Source organism: Aeromonas eucrenophila, assembly GCF_000819865.1.
Taxonomy (GTDB): Bacteria; Pseudomonadota; Gammaproteobacteria; order Enterobacterales; family Aeromonadaceae; genus Aeromonas; species Aeromonas eucrenophila.
Map to the genome: position 1 here is coordinate 1 of NZ_CDDF01000014.1, position 14530 is coordinate 14530.

At 61.4% G+C, this 14530-nt stretch carries 11 protein-coding genes; 6 read left to right on the plus strand and 5 right to left on the minus strand.

Annotation, left to right across the window (positions count from 1 at the left end; translation table 11 throughout):
• Positions 1-1307 precede the first annotated feature (1307 nt).
• From BN1124_RS13470 to kefF, 4 genes are all read right to left on the minus strand, one after another.
• Entirely contained in the window at positions 1308-2294 is a 987-nt protein-coding gene (locus BN1124_RS13470; RefSeq protein ID WP_042642737.1) for a helix-turn-helix transcriptional regulator, read from the minus strand.
• 333 nt (positions 2295-2627) lie between these two features.
• Complete coding sequence (locus BN1124_RS13475) at positions 2628-3014, minus strand: SirB2 family protein (RefSeq protein WP_042642738.1); 387 nt, start codon at positions 3012-3014, stop codon at positions 2628-2630.
• Complete coding sequence (locus tag BN1124_RS13480; protein WP_042642739.1) at positions 3011-4867, minus strand: monovalent cation:proton antiporter-2 (CPA2) family protein; 1857 nt, start codon at positions 4865-4867, stop codon at positions 3011-3013. Before BN1124_RS13480 ends, BN1124_RS13475 begins: the two co-directional genes overlap by 4 nt.
• 58 nt (positions 4868-4925) lie before the next feature.
• Complete coding sequence (gene kefF, locus BN1124_RS13485) at positions 4926-5525, minus strand: glutathione-regulated potassium-efflux system oxidoreductase KefF (RefSeq protein ID WP_033131621.1); 600 nt, start codon at positions 5523-5525, stop codon at positions 4926-4928.
• 269 nt (positions 5526-5794) lie between these two features.
• On the opposite strand from kefF, the gene BN1124_RS13490 reads away from it, so the two are divergent.
• From BN1124_RS13490 to BN1124_RS13510, 5 genes are all read left to right on the plus strand, one after another.
• Positions 5795-6118: a hypothetical protein gene (locus BN1124_RS13490; protein WP_033131622.1), complete on the plus strand. Its 324-nt coding sequence runs from the start codon at positions 5795-5797 to the stop codon at positions 6116-6118.
• Positions 6119-6167: 49 nt separating this feature from the next.
• The gene (locus BN1124_RS13495; RefSeq protein WP_042642740.1) at positions 6168-6599 is read left to right on the plus strand and encodes a DUF411 domain-containing protein; all 432 of its coding nucleotides are present in this window, start codon (positions 6168-6170) and stop codon (positions 6597-6599) included.
• A gap of 314 nt (positions 6600-6913) precedes the next feature.
• Positions 6914-9067, plus strand: a complete 2154-nt coding sequence (locus BN1124_RS13500) for a S9 family peptidase (RefSeq protein WP_042642741.1) — start codon at positions 6914-6916, stop codon at positions 9065-9067.
• A gap of 680 nt (positions 9068-9747) precedes the next feature.
• Positions 9748-10719, plus strand: a complete 972-nt coding sequence (locus tag BN1124_RS13505; RefSeq protein ID WP_042642742.1) for a TAXI family TRAP transporter solute-binding subunit — start codon at positions 9748-9750, stop codon at positions 10717-10719.
• A gap of 104 nt (positions 10720-10823) precedes the next feature.
• On the plus strand, positions 10824-13376 hold the full coding sequence (locus BN1124_RS13510; RefSeq protein WP_042642743.1) for a TRAP transporter permease: 2553 nt from the start codon (positions 10824-10826) through the stop codon (positions 13374-13376).
• 191 nt (positions 13377-13567) lie between these two features.
• Here the strand turns inward: BN1124_RS13510 and BN1124_RS21355 are convergent, their stop codons facing one another.
• Positions 13568-13720, minus strand: a complete 153-nt coding sequence (locus BN1124_RS21355) for a hypothetical protein (RefSeq protein ID WP_156128368.1) — start codon at positions 13718-13720, stop codon at positions 13568-13570.
• Between the two features lie 174 nt (positions 13721-13894).
• Between BN1124_RS21355 and BN1124_RS13515 the strand changes: the two genes are divergently transcribed.
• Positions 13895-14521: a lysoplasmalogenase gene (locus BN1124_RS13515; protein ID WP_042642744.1), complete on the plus strand. Its 627-nt coding sequence runs from the start codon at positions 13895-13897 to the stop codon at positions 14519-14521.
• The last annotated feature ends 9 nt before the right edge of the window (positions 14522-14530 follow it).

Consider the following 14530-nt stretch of genomic DNA (forward strand, 5'->3'; position numbering starts at 1 on the left):
CGATAGACTGGGCTTTTTTCGTTTCGGCTATCTGAAAACTCAGAGATCTGTACCCTCTCTAACGACCAGTGGCAAAAAAGTAACGACTTGATCCCTATGGCTTGCTCTCTGTGTTCCACTGAGGCCCTGCAGCCACTCGCACTCGTAAGAGGCTCTGCCCTCTTCGTCTCCGCTTTCCCTTTATCTCTTTAGCCTCACGCTCAGGTATGAGCTGCTACTCGCCCCATGTCTGAGAACAAGCTCAGGATGAGATGGCCACAGCGGCTATTCAACCCGTTGTTTCCCGAGGCAGGGATGCTTCAGGATCCCTGCATACCAGATGCCATTCCAGGCTCCTGGGTAGCTTTGTAGCGACAGCGATCGGATGAAACGCTACCTGATGATGCTTGTATGGTGGATTGATTAGGTATGGCTGGTTATGGGTAGTAGATATGGGGAGTTATTTTTATAAATAGCATATAAAAGAAAAGGGGACGGCGTCTGCCGTCCCCTCAAGTCATCTAGTCCAGTCCCTGAACTGCCATGCTCCCTGCAATCCCTGACTCTTTATCCTGTCCTTTGGAATTTCCCCTTCCCAATCCGTTGGGGTGTCCTGTGGCCATCCTAGCCTGGCAATCGTTCCTGATTGCTTCACCCTCTCCATCCTGGAGGTGTCCATTACCACATCCCGTGGTGTTCCTTGCGTCTTCCTGACAGATAACCATCCAAGTTATCTCGCTTCATCCTGAAGCTGTTCCTGTCGCCTCCGGCGAGGTTCCTTACATCCTGAAGAGCGATAATCCGTACCACTCTGCCTCGTCCTGAGGTGTCCACCACATCCTGTGGCTGTCCTGTCAATCCTTGGTGATAACCATCCGGGTCATCAGCCTCATCCTGAGGTGTCCTGCCACATCCTGTGGCCTTCCCTGTTTATGCGCCGTTTCTGCATCCTGCCGAACCAGCGCCGTCCTTGTGAGACCCATACTAAGGCAACCGGGAACGGGAACAAGGCGTGATTCGCCATTGAAAGCGGTGAGACGGTGAATGAATATTGAACTGTAAGAGTAATTTCCCTTTTATATTAATAGCTTATTTAGTTTCCTGGGAAAGCATAGCGACCATGGGATGGCTTCACGTACGGTTCAACGATGAGGGGTCTTACAGGGGGAATGGCGGATCTCTCACAACCAAAAATTGGCAGGAAAACGATGGTACAGAGGGTTCAATCAGGGGTGTAATAGTTAAAATTTTATTGAATGAATATGCCTGAAAAACAGGCAAAAAGCCGAGACTCATCTCGGCTTTTTGCGCTTTGTCGAAGGATCTGATCAGCTGACCCGGGTGCCAGGAGTCGGATATGCCTTGCGCAGGGATTCTGGCGCCAGCACTTCCAGGTTGCCACTCATGTTGTTCAGCCAGGAGCGGAACTCGGGGGTGTCCTGCACTTCCGTTTCTACCACCACGCTGCGCTTGTCGTAGCGAGTCATGCGCGGGTTGTGGCCAGGGATCTGCCCATCGATCAGGGTCGGGCAGTTGGCATCGATGCGACCAACGAAGCGGATGGGGCCGCTGACGTCCTGATAGCCTTGCTCGCGGATCAGCTTCTGGACATTGAACTCCTTCGGCTGGGTCGCGCTGAAGTTGGTCAGCTCCACGTTTTTGATGTGATCGAACGGGATGCCGTAGACCTTGGGATCCAGCTCGGACAGGGTGCAGAGCAGCACGGGGCCATCCGGCTGGTTCAGAATGCCGAGCGGGTTGATGCGGTCATAGCAGAGCCAAACGGTACGCTCCTTGATGACGCGCTGGATCTCGGCGCTGAACTTGCGACCACGCCACAGGGCATCGCGGATCAGGGTGCTGCGACGGATCTCCGGGTTGCCGGCGAAGGGGCGTGGCGACTGGTGCACGCTCTCGAGCCAGCGCTCAGCCAGTTCGCTCTGGCTGTCGCGGATGACCTGACCGGCCTTGTCGATCAGCGGGTTCAATTCGGTCAGCACGCTGGCCGGCAGCAGTTGGCTCGCCTGATCACTCCAGGTTTTCAGGGCCACTGCCAGGGAGAGCGGCATGATGTTGGCAAAGTCGTTGAGGCCATGGCGCTCGAAACACCAGCCATGGGGTTTGCTGCGCTCATCGGAGGTGAGGTCGAACAGTCCCATACCGGACATCTCTTCCAGGTCCCGTTGCACGGTACGCAGACTGACGTGAATGCCTTCCTCTTCCAGTTTTACCTGAAGTTGGCTGGCGGTCAGCTTGTAAGGGCGGTGCGGGATGCAACGCGCCAAGGTCAGTTGTCGTAACAGCTTCTTACTCATGGTGCATGCCTTCACTGGTTTAGCGTTGAGGTTATCCTAGCTAGCACTTGCGACAGTCTATGTCGCAAGTTTTGCTGCGACAACTGTCGCCATTTTCATACAGGATTCGATAACTCACTGATAGAAATAATAAAATACGCCACGGTAGGGGTTATTTGAAGCCTTTTTTATCTGAAAATAATCATAGGCCCGGAGTGGCTGTTGTCATTATCAGGAAAAAGTGATGGCAAGTGGCGCAATGGCTGGGAGCAGCGAATATGCGAAGCGGGGGTGAAAAGAAGAGGGCGGGAGGGGAAGTGCGGTGAGGGGCTGGTCCTCACCGCAGAGTAGTGATCAGGCCAGCCAGGACCAGGCCGACTTGGTCATGGCGGCACCCACCATGTAGCCAAACACGGCCAGAGCGGCGACGCCTGCGACCAGTTTCTGGCTGCGAGCGGGACGCTTGAGCGCCATGACGCCGAGGCCGATGTAGACCACCAGGGCGATCAGCTTGGCCATCAGCCAGGGTTGCTGGCCCGGGCTCATCTGCAGCGTCACCGCCAGCAGCACGCCAAACACCAGCAGCAGGGTGTCGTTGAGGTGGGGCAGGATCTTGAGCCACTTCTGTTGCAGCCGGTCGCTGCCGCCGAGGGCCAGCAGCCAGCGGTAGAGGAACAGCAGCACGCTGACCAGGGCCAGGGTCATGTGCAGGTGTTTGAGCAGGGGGTAATAGGCAATCATATTGCTTCCTTGTCGTTGTCGGGCAGACCGCTGTTCCAGTTGTGAGCGTGGGTACGCTCCTGTCCTTCCTGATCGTCTTGCAGCAGATCGGAGAGGATGTCTCTGTATTGCAGACTCTTGTTGATATAGGTGTGCTCGTCGTCCAGGTAGTTGACCTGCTCGCGCAGCAGCCGGTTATCGTACTGCTTGAACATCTGGCCGGCGCGCCAGGCCTGGTTGGCCCTGAAGCCCAGCTGGGTCAGGGCCTCGACCCCAAGATCCACCGCAGAGCCCAGGGTTTCCCGGTGCACGCTGTCGACGCCGAGGCGCAGGATCTCGTGGGCCGTGGGTCTGTCCTGGGCACGCGCCAGTATCTTAAGGTGCGGGAAGTGTTTCTTCACCATTTCAATCACCTCGAGTGAGGTGGCGGGATCGTTGATGGAGAGCACCAGCAGCTTGGCCTTGTGAGCGCCGGCGGCGTGCAGCAGATCGAGCCGGCTGGCATCCCCATAAAACACCTGATAACCATACTTGCGCAGCATCTCTATCTGGCTGGCGTCCTGTTCAAGGATGGTGGTGCCAATACCGTGGCCGTGCAGCAGACGACCCACTATCTGCCCGAAGCGGCCGAAGCCGGCGATGATGACCGGATGCTCCACCAGCTCCGGCTGCTCGTGCTGCGGCACGTCGTCCCGGTTGCGATAGTCGAACCAGGGCTGGATCACCTTGTCGTTCAGGATCAGCAGCAGCGGGGTCAGCGCCATGGACAGCGCCACCACCAGGGTCAGCAAGGAGATGGTCGTCCCCGGCAGCACCTTGTTCTGGGCGGCAAAGGAGAACAGCACGAAGGCGAACTCCCCCCCCTGGGCCAAGGCCAGGGCGAAGGTCCAGCGTTGACTGGGGGAGACCCGCAGGATGAGGCCGAGCACCATCAGCACCAGCCACTTGAGCACCATCAAGCCGATCACCAGGGAAGGAATGAGCAGCGGGTGATCGGCAAACAGGCCGAAGTCGATGCCGGCACCCACCGACATGAAGAAGAGGCCGAGCAGCAGCCCCTTGAACGGTTCTATGTCCGCCTCTAGCTCGTGACGATACTCGCTGTCCGCCAGTACCACGCCGGCGAGGAAGGAGCCGAGGGCGGGGGAGAGGCCCACCGAATCCATCAGCACGGCGATGGCGATCACCAGCAGCAGGGCGGCGGCGACGAAGATCTCCCGCATGTGGGACTGGGCGATGGCGCGAAACACCGGGCGCATCAGGTAATGACCGCCGAGCACTATGCCGGCGATGGCGGCGACCACCAGCAGGCCGTGCTGCCAGCCAGCCAGATCCGAATTGCCGTTGCTGACGACGGGGGCTATGGCCAGCAGGGGCAGCACCGCCAGTATGGGGATCACGGCGATGTCCTGGAACAGCAGCACCGCGAAGGCGGAGCGGCCGCTCTCGCTCTGCATCAGCTTGCGCTCCTGCAGGCTCTGCAGAACGATGGCGGTGGAGGAGAGCGCCAGGATGAGACCGATGGCCAGCCCCTGTTGCCAGGGCAGGCCGATGAGATAGCCCACGCCGGTCAGGGCGACGCTGGTGAGCAGCACCTGCAGGCCGCCGGTGCCGAGGATGGGGCCCTTCAACTGCCACAGCAGGGCGGGCCTGAGTTCCAGGCCGACCAGGAACAGCATCAGCACCACCCCGAACTCGGCGAAGTGCATCACGTCCTTCTGCTCCCCCACCAGGCCGAGCAGGAAGGGGCCTATGATGATGCCGGCCAGCAGGTAGCCGAGCACGGAGCCGAGCCCCCAGCGCTTGGCGAGCGGCACGGCGATGACCGCCGCCGACAGATAGATCAGGGCATCAAACAGCAATCCGTGTCCCATCAGCGGGCCCTCCGTTCGAACAGGTTCGGGGTGAGCCGAGGGGATATCCAGGTCAGTGTCATGACAGTCCCTCCAGCAGATCCCGCAGATAAGCGCTCTCATTGAGCTGGGCATGGCTCAGCTGGTCATCGCGCAGGGCGCAGATCAGCTGACGATAATCCTGGCCACAGCGGCGCAGGGCCGCCGGATCCTCCAGCTTGTGGAAGGAGTGCAGCACGAAGGGGGGCAGCCAGCGCATGCCGCACAGCTGGGCGGTCTGCTGGAACGGCAGCAGGAAGTCGAGCAGCGGCCGCTGGTTGTAGCCCGCGCTGCAATAAGACTCGGGCGCCCCGCCGGTGGTGATGGCGCTGAGCCACTGCTTGCCCTTGAGGGAATGGGCCTCGGGGCCATAGGCGTAACCGTACTCCAGCACCAGATCCATCCACTCCTTCATGATGGCCGGGCAGGAGTACCAGTAGAAGGGGTGCTGGAAGACGATGATGTCGTGCGCGGCCAGCAGCGCCTGTTCACGTTTTACGTCGATGAACATGTCCGGGTACTGGTGGTAGAGATCGTGCAGGGTGATGCCCTCCAGGCCGTCGAGCGCCTGCAGCAGCTGCTTGTTGGCCCTGGAGCTCTGCAGCGCCGGGTGTGAGAAGATAACCAGAATGCGTTTCATGGGGTCATAACCTGAGTGGAGACTCGTGTCGACGAAAGAGATATCAGCTGCGACGTTATCAAGAAGTGCGGAGCCTCGCCAGTATGGGGGCTGACGATGCCGCGCTATCTGCACCACCGGATGTGGCTCTTTTGGCGCCGTGAATGAGGGCCAGTGTGGCATGTCCCACCTGCTATCTCACTCTCTTTTGATCTCCCGCAGGTGGCAGGCTTGACCCTCCCCCGGGGCCAAGGGTTACCATAGGCCTCCTTTGATAACCGAGGTCCGTCATGGTTCTGACCCGCCGCCAACTCGCTCGCGCCCGCCGCTGGCTCCCCCTGTGGAGTCTGCTGATGGTGTTGATGTCCTTTGGCAGCCGGGCGGCGACGGATCTCTGTACCCTGACGCCCCATTGCAGCCAGAGCGAGCGCACCCTGGAGAAAGCCATGCCCTGTGGCAGCTTCACCTCGGCCCTTGCCATGACGGTGTTGAGCGGCGACAGCCTGACGGTGGCCGTACTCGAACCCGATGCCCCGGATTTCCTCTCTCCCTCCCTGTTTATGCCGGATGTGCCGCGCGAGCGGCTCGAACGTCCTCCCCGTCATCTCGGTTGAGTCGATTCTTACCCTATCGTTGGGCATTTCTTCTTATCCGAGGTGAGTTATGTACAAGTCCCTGTTACTGGCCGTGCTGGCCGGTACTCTCAGTTTTTCTGCCCTGGCAACGGAGCGGATGACCGTCTACAAGTCCCAGTATTGCGGCTGCTGCAAGACCTGGATCAAGCACATGGAAGATAACGGCTTTGAGGTCAAGGTCGTGGAAACCGAGGAGCTCGATCCCATCAAGCAGCAATATGGCATTACCCCGCAGCTGGCTTCCTGCCACACCGGGGTGGTGAATGGCTATGTGGTTGAGGGGCATGTGCCCGCCGCCGATGTGCAGAAGATGCTCAAGGAAAAACCGGCGATCCGTGGCCTGACCATTCCGGGCATGCCCCAGAGTGCGCCGGGCATGGACATCCCGGGTCAGCCCTACCAGGTGCTGAGCATTAGCGCGGAGGGCGCGACCAAAGTCTGGTCGAGCTACCCCGGCTGACGAACACTGGTCATGAGCCGGCACTATTCCTAATCATGTGAGGCACACCTGAGCGAACCCGTGCCGCTCATGGCCAGAGGAGAGGACCACCATCGCGAGATGGTGGCCTTTTTCATGGATTTGGGGCTAATGTCCGGGGATCACTTGCAACCCGGGGCGACAAGGGGCAGATTGATCGCCATTTATTATCACAGGGTGATGTTCGGGTTTGCCCGCCTTGCTGCCGCCGCGCGGAGTCCTGGGCCGCAGCCTGATCGTCGATGCATGGCGCGGACGCGAGCCCGCCGACCCTGTTACCGCGCAAAGGATGCGACATGTTCATCTTTTCCCGAGGGTTGCTGCTGCTGGCTTGTCTGGCTACGGCGCCCTGTACCCATGCCAATGAAGAGTCCGCCATGCCTACCAGCGATACCATCACACAGCCGGCTATTCTCCCTCCCGTGGCCGCCAAACATCCCCATACCCTGAAGAAGCACGGGGACGTCCGGGTCGACAACTACTACTGGCTGCGGGACGACGAGCGCCAGAAGCCCGAGGTGCTGGATTATCTCAAGGCCGAGAACGCCTACACCGAGGCCATGCTCAAGCCGACCCAGCCCCTGCGCGAGCAGCTCTATCAGGAGATGGTGGCCCGCATTCCCCAGCAGGACGAGTCGGTACCCTATGTGAAGAACGGCTACCGCTACCAGACCCGCTATGAACCGGGCAAGGAGTACGGCATCTACTCCCGCACCAAGCTGGGGGAGAGGGAAGCCAGCCTGATGCTGGACAGCAACCAGCGCGCCGAGGGACACGAGTTCTATGCCCTTGGCGCCCTCGAGGTGAGCCGCAACAACCGCTGGCTGGCGGTGGCGGAAGACTTGCTCTCCCGCCGTCAGTACCAGATCCAGTTCCTGGATCTGGAGAGCGGCAACTGGGCCGGCGACACCCTGGAAAATACCTCCGGCAACCTGGTGTGGGCCAACGACAGCAAGACGGTGTTCTATGTGCGCAAGCATGCCAAGACCCTGCTGCCCTATCAGGTCTATCGCCACGTGCTCGGCACGGATCCCGCCAAGGATCAGCTGGTCTACGAGGAGAAGGACGACAGCTTCTACGTCAGCCTCTACGCCACCACCTCGGAAGACTTCATCGTCATCGCCCTCTCCAGCACCACCAGCGGCGAGGCGCGGCTCATCGATGCCAATGTACCGACCCAGACGCCGCGGCTGTTCCTGCCCCGTCAGGTGGATCACGAATACAGCCTGGATCACTACCGTGGTCGCTTCTACGTGCGATCCAACAAGGACGGCAAGAACTTCGGCCTGTACGAGACCAAGGAGAGCCCGGTGGATCGCTGGAAGGCGGTGATAGCCCCGAACCCGGACGTGCTGCTGGAGAGCTATGCCCTGTTCAAGGAGTGGCTGGTGCTGGAGGAGCGCAGCCAGGGGCTGACCCGACTGCGCCAGGTCAACTGGCAGAGCGGCGAGCAAAAGGAGATCGCCTTCGACGATCCCGCCTATGTCACCTGGCTCGCCTACAACCCCGAGCCTGACACCAGCCAGTTGCGCTACGGCTACTCCTCCATGACCACGCCGTCGTCTACCTATGAGCTGGACATGGACAGCGACAAGCGCACCCTGCTCAAGCAGCAGGCGGTGGCGGGCTTCAAGGCCGATAAGTATGCCAGTGAGCGGCTCTGGGTGACCGCCCGTGACGGCGTCAAGGTGCCGGTCTCCCTGGTCTATCGCAAGGACAAGTTCAAGAAAGACAGTCAGAACCCGTTGCTGGTCTATGGCTACGGCTCCTACGGCGCCAGCATGGATCCCGACTTCAGCACCGCCCGCCTGAGCCTGCTGGACCGCGGCTTCGTCTACGCCATCGCCCACATCCGGGGCGGCGAAGAGCTGGGCCGCGGCTGGTATGAAGACGGCAAACTGCTCAAGAAACAGAACAGCTTCCACGACTTCATCGACGTGACCGAGGCGCTGGTGGCGCAGGGCTACGGCGCCCGGGATCAGGTCTACGCCATGGGCGGCAGCGCCGGCGGCCTGCTGATGGGGGCCGTCATCAATCAGGCGCCCCAGCTCTACCGCGGGGTGGTCGCTCAGGTGCCATTCGTGGACGTGGTCACCACCATGTTGGACGAGTCCATTCCCCTCACCACAGGGGAGTACGACGAGTGGGGCAACCCGAACCAGAAGCGCTACTACGACTACATGAAGGCCTACAGTCCCTACGACCAGATCAAGGCCCAGGCCTACCCCAATCTGCTGGTCACCACCGGCCTGCACGACTCCCAGGTGCAGTACTGGGAGCCTGCCAAGTGGGTCGCCAAGCTGCGGGAGCTGAAGACCGACGACAACCTGCTGCTGCTCAGCACCGACATGGATGCTGGCCACGGTGGCAAGTCGGGTCGCTTCAAGGCCTATGAGGACATCGCGCTGGAGTTTGCGTTTATCCTGGACTTGGCCAAACCCAAGGCATAAATCGCTGGGGCTTTATCCCGGCAACAGAAAGGCCCGGCCTCCTCCGATCATGGGGCGCCGGGCCTTCTGCTATCCGGGCATGCCTGCCCAAACCCTTGTCGCTATGCCAGCCCTGACGGCGTCCCAGGCCCGGCGCCATGATGCGCAGTTGTTAAAAAATACTGGCTCAATGACCACTGGCGACACCTCGCCCGGAGGTATCAGGTTCTGCTGTTACAGGGCGATCTGACTTTCACTTATTCCGTATAGTTAACGTTTTTAAGCATAACCAACTGCCACGCAAACCCTTGTCAGACAAGGTCCGCAATAGAATCTCGCCTTCCCGCCGCCAGGTCTCGCCTGATGACTCGCTCAATTAATCCTTGATCAGACAATTGATGATCCGCTTCAAATTTCTCGCTATTTAAATCCGTCATTTTGCCGTTTTGTTTGATTTATGTTGGCGGTATGTGCCTAATCAAGTGGTTGCAACTTTGATCTGACCCTCTTCTGGTCAAATCACCCCGAGTCGGCATGAGGCTGACTGTCTCACCACAGGATGATGGTGACTTTGGGCAGGGCCTGCGGTGCCCGACCCTTTCCTCACACGAGGTCATATCGTCAGGCCCGGTCTTGATGCGGGCCTGGCTCATATTCACCCGGGAATCGGGTGAGATAAAACAATGAAAAGGATGGAAAGCATGAAAGGATTAACCCTGGCGTGTGCCTTGTCAGCTGCCCTGGTTGGCGTCTCGTTTGGTGGTCAGGTCCAGGCGCAGGAGCGCTTCGTGACGATCGGCACAGGCGGCCAGACCGGTGTCTACTATGTGGCGGGCCAGTCTATCTGCCGTTTCCTCAACCGCGGCGCCGCCGATCACCAGATCAAATGCAACGCCCCGGCCAGTGGCGGCGGTGTGGCCAACGTCAACGGCATCCGCAGCGGTGAATTCAACTTCGGCATCATGCAGTCCGACCACCAGTACAAGGCGATGAAGGGGCTGGCACCCTTCCAGGCCGAGGGAGCCATGGACGACATGCGCGCCGTCTTCTCCCTGCAGAGCGAGGTGTTCACCATACTGGCCCGCCGTGACGCCAAGATCGCCAGTTTCGACGATCTCAAGGGCAAGCGCGTCAACATCGGCAACCCGGGCTCGGGCCAGCGCGACACCATGGAAGAGATCATGGCGGTCAAGGGCTGGAAGAAGAGCGACTTCGGCTTGGTCTCCGAGCTGAAGCCGGCGGAGCAGGCCTCGGCGCTTGGCGACAACAACATCGACGCCATGAGCTACTTCGTCGGCCACCCGAACGGTGCCATCCAGGAAGCCTCCACCACCACGGATGCGGTGCTGGTACCGGTGACCGGGGCCGACATCGACAAGCTGCTGGCCGAGAAGAGCTACTACAGCAAGGCCGAGATCCCCGGCGGCATCTACAAGGGCAGCGACCAGCCGACCCCGTCCATCGGCGGCAAGGCGGTGCTCTCCACCAGCGCCAAGGCCGATCCGGAAGTGGTCTATCAGCTGGTCAAGTCGGTGTTCGACAACCTGGATCGCTTCAAGCGCCTGCACCCGGCCTTCGCCGATCTGAAAGAGGCTGACATGATCAAGGTGGGTCTCTCCGCCCCGCTGCATGAAGGCGCCGCCCGCTACTACAAAGAGCGCGGCTGGCTCTGATCCCCGGCCCACGGGCCCTTGTGATGCCATTCAACACCCGTCTGCCGCCTCCTCTGTCGCAGCGGGTGTTGTTCTTGTTGTACTCGTAGGCAGATGTAAATCCTATGCAAGATAAAGAACTCTCCACCGAGGAGCTGATCGCCCAGGACGTGGGCGCCCGGCTGCCCCTCGGCCTCATGGGCTGGCTCATTACCGGGCTGGCGCTGGCCTGGTCCCTGTTCCAGCTCTGGATCGCCTCACCGCTGCCCTTCATGTTGGGGGTGGGCGTCCTCAACGACACCGAGACCCGTGCCATTCACCTCGGCTTCGCCCTGTTGCTGGCCTACCTGGTGTTTCCGGCGTTCCGCCGTTCCCCCCGGGATAGAGTCCCGCTCGGGGACATCGCCCTCGGCCTCATCGCCGCCGGCGCCGCCATCTACCTGTTCGTGATGTACGAAGCCCTGGCCCAGCGTCCGGGCAACCTCACCACCGCCGACCTGGTGACTGCCTGCATCGGCATCCCGCTGCTGCTGGAGGCCACCCGTCGCGCCCTGGGCCCGGCCCTGGCGGTGATCGCCCTGGTGTTCCTCGCCTACAGCCTGGCCGGCCCCTGGATGCCGGGGCTGCTGGCCCACCGCGGGGTGAGCTTCACCGCCTTGGCCAATCACCAGTGGATCACCACAGAGGGGGTGTTCGGCATCGCCCTCGGGGTCTCCACCAGCTTCGTATTCCTGTTCGTGCTGTTCGGGGCTCTGCTGGAGCGGGCCGGTGCCGGTCACTACTTCATCCAGCTCGCTTTCAGCCTGCTCGGCCACCTGCGCGGCGGCCCGGCCAAGGCGGCTGTGGTGGCCTCGGCCCTGACCGGGGTCATCTCCGGCTCCTCCATCGCCAACGTGGTCACCACGGGCACCTTCACCATCCCCATGATGAAGCGGGTCGGTTTCTCCAAGGAGAAGGCGGGGGCGGTCGAGGTGGCCTCCTCGGTCAACGGCCAGATCATGCCGCCGGTGATGGGGGCCGCCGCCTTCCTGATGGTGGAGTACGTGGGCATTCCCTACGTCGAGATCATCAAGCACGCCTTCCTGCCGGCGGCCATCTCCTACATAGCGCTGCTCTACATAGTGCATCTGGAGGCGCTCAAGCTGGGCATGGAGCCCATCGGCAATCGCCAGCCCAAGCCCTGGCTGCGCCGCCTGACCGGCTTCGCCTTCGGCGCGGCCCTCATCAGCGGTCTGTCGATGGCGGTCTATTACGGTCTGGGTTGGCTCAAGCCGGCGCTCGGTGACTATGCCCTGCCGGGAGTTGCCCTGCTGCTGGCCGCCGCCTACCTGGGGCTGCTGAAGATAGCCGCCAGCAACGAGCCGCTGCCCGCCGAGGATCCGGACCAGCCGCTGACCGAGCTGCCCGACACCCGCGCCGTGCTGCTGTCCGGCCTGCACTTCCTGCTGCCGGTGGTGGTGCTGGTGTGGTGCCTGATGGTGGAGCGCCTCTCGCCGGGGCTGTCCGCCTTCTGGGGCACCGTCATGCTGACCATCATCTTGCTGACCCAGCGGCCGCTGCTCAACTGGCTGCGCACCGACGGCAAGCACCACTACGGCTCGGCCCGCGATGGCCTGATCGATCTGCGGGAAGGGCTGGTGGCCGGTGCCCGCAACATGATCGGCATCGGCATCGCCACCGCCACCGCCGGCATCATAGTCGGCGCCGTCTCCCAGACCGGGGTCGGCCTGGTGCTGGCGGATCTGGTGGAGTTCCTCTCCATGGGCAACCTGCTGCTGATGCTGTTGTTGACCGCCCTGCTGAGCCTGATCCTCGGCATGGGGCTGCCCACCACGGCGAACTACATAGTGGTGTCCAGCCTGCTGGCCCCGGTGGTGGTGACCCTGGGCCAGCAGAACGGCCTGATAGTGCCGCTCATCGCGGTGCACCTGTTCGTGTTCTACTTCGGCATCATGGCGGATGTGACCCCGCCGGTGGGGCTGGCGTCGTTCGCGGCGGCGGCGGTCTCCAAGGGGGATCCCATCAAGACCGGGATCACCGCCTTCTACTACAGCCTGCGCACCGCGGCGCTGCCCTTCCTGTTCATCTTCAACACGGATCTGCTGCTGATCGACGTGGACTTCGCCCACGGGGTGCTGATCTTCATCGTGGCCACAGTCGCCATGCTGATCTTCGCCGCCGCGACCCAGGGCTGGTTCCTGGCGCGCAGCCGCTGGTACGAGAGCCTGCTGTTGCTGCTGGTGGCCTTCACCCTGTTCCGCCCCGGTTTCTGGATGGACATGGTGCAGGATCCCTACCGCGACACGGCGCCGGCCGAGTTTGCCCAGACCCTGGGTGAGGCTCCGGCGGACAGTACGCTGAGGCTGCTGATACAGGGGGAAGATGCGGTAGGCAAGTTGCGTCAATCCACGGTGCTGCTGGCGGTGCCGGCCGGAGCGGATGGGGAGGCCCGTCTCGCGAACCTGGGGCTGGCCCTGTATGAGCAGGATGGCAAGACGCTGATCGACAGCGTCACCTTCGGCAGCCCGGCAGCCGCGGCCGGGATGGAGTTCGATCAGCAGATCCTCTCCGTCAAGGCCCCCACCGAGCGCTGGCACAAGGAGCTGATGTGGTTGCCCGGCTTGCTGCTGTTCGCGCTGGTGGTCTGGCTGCAGCGGCGACGGATCCCGCGTGCGTGACGCGCGGCCAATAAAAACGGCGCCCTCGAGGCGCCGTTTTCAATATCGGGGCGGAGCTTATTCCGCCAGCTCCTGCGCCTGTATCTGGCTCAGAGTCTGCTGCTCCAGCGGGCTCAGGCCGAGCTGTTCACAGGCCTGTTCGAAGCTGATTCCCACATATGACACATCCTGATGTCGATACCGGGACTGAGCTATTCCGACAGCTCCTGCGCCTGTATCTGGCTCAGAGTCTGCTGTTCCAGCGGGCTCAGGCCGAGTTGTTCACAGGCCTGTTCGAAGCTGATCCCCAGATGGCACATCATGATGTCGATGGCGGGCAGATAGTTGGTCATTGCGTCTTCCATGGTGATCTTCCTGAGCTGATTCTTATGCCCGAGCCGCGGGGGCGGGGCAATTAGACTTTAGGCGTAGAGTGCCATCTGCTGCATTCCCCCTGCCACTGGTCGGGGGAATTTGTTAATCTGGCAGTCATTAAAGAGGTTGCCATCCGAGCGCGAGCAACCGATGAGGAGCAGGGCATGTTATTGAGTTTCTTGATCATCGCATCGGGCTGGTGGCATATCCGCACCGCCTACGGCTCAGACTCCCGTCAGTTCTATATCAGCAAGCCGCTGACCATGCTGTTCATCATAGCGCTGGCCTTTGGCTACCAGAGTGACGACCACAATGGCTCCCACGCCTGGATCCTGCTCGGCCTCTGCCTGTCGCTGGCGGGGGACGTGTTGCTGATGCTGCCAAAGGATCGCTTCATCCAGGGACTGGCGGCATTCTTTGTCGCACATGTCTGCTATATCGTCGGCTTCGCCCAGGGGCCGCTGGTGCTCAAGCTGGTGGATGGCCTGATGCTGCTGCTGGTGGCGGGCCTGGTGTTCGGCCTGCTGTGGGGCAAGCTCGGGGAGATGAAGATCCCGGTGTTCTGCTACATGCTGGTGATCATCGGCATGGCCTGGGTGGCCGCCGGTGCCTGGCATGCCTCGCTCACGGCGGGCTGCTCCGCCGCTCTGGTGGGGGCATTGATGTTCCTCTTCTCCGACAGCATGCTGGCGCTGGACCGATTCCGCCGCCCCTTCCCCCATGCCAAGGCATGGATCATGAGCAGCTACTTCGCCGCCCAGTTCCTGATTGCCGCCTCCCTGGCGGGCTGAGCCACGCCA

Excerpts from the sequence above, each read along its gene's own strand:
- BN1124_RS13495 (WP_042642740.1), top strand. The coding sequence starts at position 6,168 with ATGTACAAGTCCCTGTTACTGGCCGTGCTGGCCGGTACTCTCAGTTTT.
- BN1124_RS13505 (WP_042642742.1), top strand. The coding sequence starts at position 9,748 with ATGAAAGGATTAACCCTGGCGTGTGCCTTGTCAGCTGCCCTGGTTGGC.
- BN1124_RS13480 (WP_042642739.1), bottom strand. The coding sequence starts at position 4,867 with ATGGGACACGGATTGCTGTTTGATGCCCTGATCTATCTGTCGGCGGCG.
- BN1124_RS13475 (WP_042642738.1), bottom strand. The coding sequence starts at position 3,014 with ATGATTGCCTATTACCCCCTGCTCAAACACCTGCACATGACCCTGGCC.
- BN1124_RS13490 (WP_033131622.1), top strand. The coding sequence starts at position 5,795 with ATGGTTCTGACCCGCCGCCAACTCGCTCGCGCCCGCCGCTGGCTCCCC.
- BN1124_RS21355 (WP_156128368.1), bottom strand. The coding sequence starts at position 13,720 with ATGGAAGACGCAATGACCAACTATCTGCCCGCCATCGACATCATGATG.
- BN1124_RS13500 (WP_042642741.1), top strand. The coding sequence starts at position 6,914 with ATGTTCATCTTTTCCCGAGGGTTGCTGCTGCTGGCTTGTCTGGCTACG.
- kefF (WP_033131621.1), bottom strand. The coding sequence starts at position 5,525 with ATGAAACGCATTCTGGTTATCTTCTCACACCCGGCGCTGCAGAGCTCC.
- BN1124_RS13470 (WP_042642737.1), bottom strand. The coding sequence starts at position 2,294 with ATGAGTAAGAAGCTGTTACGACAACTGACCTTGGCGCGTTGCATCCCG.
- BN1124_RS13510 (WP_042642743.1), top strand. The coding sequence starts at position 10,824 with ATGCAAGATAAAGAACTCTCCACCGAGGAGCTGATCGCCCAGGACGTG.
- BN1124_RS13515 (WP_042642744.1), top strand. The coding sequence starts at position 13,895 with ATGTTATTGAGTTTCTTGATCATCGCATCGGGCTGGTGGCATATCCGC.